This window comes from Qipengyuania sp., from assembly GCF_043423005.1.
Classification (GTDB): domain Bacteria; phylum Pseudomonadota; class Alphaproteobacteria; order Sphingomonadales; family Sphingomonadaceae; genus Qipengyuania.
In genome coordinates, this window is the sequence record NZ_JBHWMI010000045.1 from 1 (window position 1) to 2778 (window position 2778).

General features: G+C 58.9%; 4 protein-coding genes. 1 reads left to right on the forward strand and 3 read right to left on the reverse strand.

Annotated features, from left to right (window positions below):
- Window positions 1-249 precede the first annotated feature (249 nt).
- Complete coding sequence (locus ACHFFA_RS07505; protein ID WP_394270223.1) at window positions 250-822, forward strand: hypothetical protein; 573 nt, start codon at window positions 250-252, stop codon at window positions 820-822.
- A 277-nt stretch (window positions 823-1099) separates the two neighbouring features.
- On the opposite strand, the gene ACHFFA_RS07510 is transcribed toward ACHFFA_RS07505, so the two are convergent.
- The 3 genes from ACHFFA_RS07510 to ACHFFA_RS07520 all read right to left on the reverse strand — a co-directional run.
- The gene (locus ACHFFA_RS07510; protein WP_394270226.1) at window positions 1100-1669 is read right to left on the reverse strand and encodes a peptidylprolyl isomerase; all 570 of its coding nucleotides are present in this window, start codon (window positions 1667-1669) and stop codon (window positions 1100-1102) included.
- On the reverse strand, window positions 1669-2226 hold the full coding sequence (locus ACHFFA_RS07515) for an HD domain-containing protein (protein WP_394270224.1): 558 nt from the start codon (window positions 2224-2226) through the stop codon (window positions 1669-1671). Before ACHFFA_RS07515 ends, ACHFFA_RS07510 begins: the two co-directional genes overlap by 1 nt.
- 60 nt (window positions 2227-2286) lie before the next feature.
- Window positions 2287-2778 (reverse strand): S-adenosylmethionine:tRNA ribosyltransferase-isomerase (locus ACHFFA_RS07520; protein WP_394270225.1); only part of this gene is annotated, 492 nt, incomplete at its 5' end.

Consider the following 2778-nt stretch of genomic DNA (forward strand, 5'->3'; position numbering starts at 1 on the left):
ACTGTGGCCACCTCACTTTGTATGAATGACTGAGCGGCACCTGACCACCAGGGCCGTATAGGCGTTCACTGGCAACGTATGCACAGTACTTTCTTTTCGTATTGTCGCACGAAAATGCCGTGGATGCATCGGAGAAATCGCCATCTCCAGGGGTTGACACTGTAGAACAGAAGTTCTAGAATAGGCACATACGAACAAGTGTTCTGCATGGGTTCGCCCGTGATTCAACCGCCCGCAAGGAGACGAACTGTGGCCCAGCAACCCTTTGATCCAAACCAGTTCCTCAGCAAAGTCAAGGGCCAGGATTACCTGGAAGTGAAGCACCGCATCGCATGGATGCGCAGCGAACACCCTGAGGCCGTCGTCGAGACTGAGCTGGTATCCCACGCCGATGGCCGCGCGATCATGCGCGCCAGCGTGGTTCTGCCCAGCGGTGGACGTGCCACCGGCTGGGGCAGCGAGACCGCTGCCAACTTTGAGAACTACATCGAAAAGGCCGAGACCAAGTCCATCGGCCGCGCGCTCACGGCGCTGGGATATGGCACACCCGCTGCTGACAACGATGATGGTGAGCCGGAAGTAACCTTCCATCGTCAGCCAGAGCCGCAGCACTTCAACCAGTCGAGTGCGTTCCTGGCAACTGCTCCGCAGAAGTCCCGCATCCAGCGCCTTGCCGCAGAAATGCAGCTGCAGCCGGAAGAGCTGAGTGCGCTGATCCAGCAGCACACCGGTACAGACTTTATGAACATGAACAAGCGCCAGGCGAGCGGTGTTATCGATATGCTCGAGGCTCGTCGACCAGTTAGCCAGCGCGCGTCCTAAGGGAGGAGAGCCACTATGCGAGTTGTTTCCACATCTACCGCTGTCGTCGAGAAGCGTTCAGCGCTCGACGACCTGGTTGATCGCCTTAACCACGGTGAAGCGATGATCAACCAGCTCCGCGCGGACAACAAGCCGATCGGGGCTCTCGAGGAGCACTGGCTGCGCTTGCTGCGGGAGTACGAAGAGGAATATCGGGCACGCCAGCAGGCTGCCTAAGAACGAAGACGCCGTTCCCTGCGGGGAACGGCGTCTTCTTGGTTTTCAGGACCGGTGGGCCTTAGGACTCGTGGATCGTTACCTTCTGCAGCGTGACTGGCTCGAGCGGGGTGGAGCGCTCACCACTGCGGGAAGCGCCGACTGGCACGTTTGCAATAGCATCGATTACATCCATGCCGCTCGTCACCTTACCGAATATGGTGTAGTTCGGTGGCAGCGGGTAATCGGCGTGCATGATGAAGAACTGGCTGCCATTGGTGTTCGGGCCGGCGTTGGCCATGGCCAGCGTGCCCTTGGAGTACGGCTTGCTCACCTTCTCATCGTTGAACTTGTAGCCAGGGCCGCCCATGCCCGTGCCGGTGGGATCGCCACCCTGCAACATGAACCCCTTGATGATGCGGTGGAACGGCGTACCGTCGTAGTAGCCCTCCTTCGCGAGGTTCACGAAGTTGTTGACTGTATTGGGAGCGTCCTCCACGAAGAACTCAACGTCCATCGAGCCGTGGCTGGTCTCCAGTGTGGCGGTGTACGTGGTGTTGTCGTCGAGCGACATCTCAAATGGCTGCTTCCACTGCTTTGCCATGGTTTGCCTTTCTGTTCTGGTGCCGGCACCATCGCCTGCACCGATCATCAATGGCCAGGTTCCTGGCTCATCGGAGTGCCGGCCAGGCCGAGATCCTCGGCATTGGCGGACATCGCCTCAATGATAACGCCAACGTGTTCGTTGAAGTCCACCCCAAACTCCTCGGCACCCTGTCGCAGTTCATCACGATGGATCGCAGCAGCGAAGGCCTTGTCCTTCATCTTCTTTGTGACTGAGCTCACCTTGACGTCCCTGACAGACTTCGACGGCCGTACCAGCGCGACCGCCGAGACGAACCCGGTTAGCTCATCGACGGCGAACAAGGCCTTGTCGTATAGCGTGGTTCGAGGGTAGTTCTCGTCGAACCCGTGGGCGAGCAGTGCATCCGCGAGCCAACCAGGCCACCCGTTATCCCGCAGATACGCCGATCCGACCTTGGTGTGATCTTCGACGGTCGGATAGCGTTCGTAATCGAAATCATGCAGCAGCCCAAGCATGCCCCACGCTTCAACCGGCTCGCCGAGCCTTTCAGCATAGGCACGCATCGCGGTCTCAACTGCCAGGCAATGCTTGCGCAGGCTGTCGCTGGTGATCCATTCGGTCACCAGGGCCCACGCGTCACCCCGTGTCTTACCATTCAGTTCTGGAAAATCGCTCATACCACCTCACACAATCAGCATCGCATCGCCGAACGAGAAGAACCGGTATTCTGTCCGGATCGCCTCCTCATACGCCGCCAACACATTCTCCTTGCCGGCAAGTGCACTGATCATCAGCAACAGGGTGGACTTTGGCAAGTGAAAGTTGGTGAGCAGAACGTCCACCATTGTCCACTGGTACCCCGGCGTGATGTAGATGCGGGTAAAGGCATCGAAAGGACCCGGCTGGCCATCGCGAACTCGCTGGCCGAGGGATTCCAGGGTTCGGGCGCTGGTCGTACCTACAGCCACCACTCGCCCACCCCGCTCCTTTGTCTCCCTGATCTTCTCCCATGCCTCTTCTGACACCGAGCACCACTCGCTGTGGATCTCGTGGTCCTCGGCGTACTCGGCCGTTACCGGCCTGAACGTATCAAGTCCCACATGTAGCGTTACAGAGGTGAAATCGACGCCACGCGCCCTCACCTCTGCGATCACTTCATCTGTAAAGTGCAGGCC

Excerpts from the sequence above, each read along its gene's own strand:
- ACHFFA_RS07510 (WP_394270226.1), bottom strand. The coding sequence starts at position 1,669 with ATGATCGGTGCAGGCGATGGTGCCGGCACCAGAACAGAAAGGCAAACC.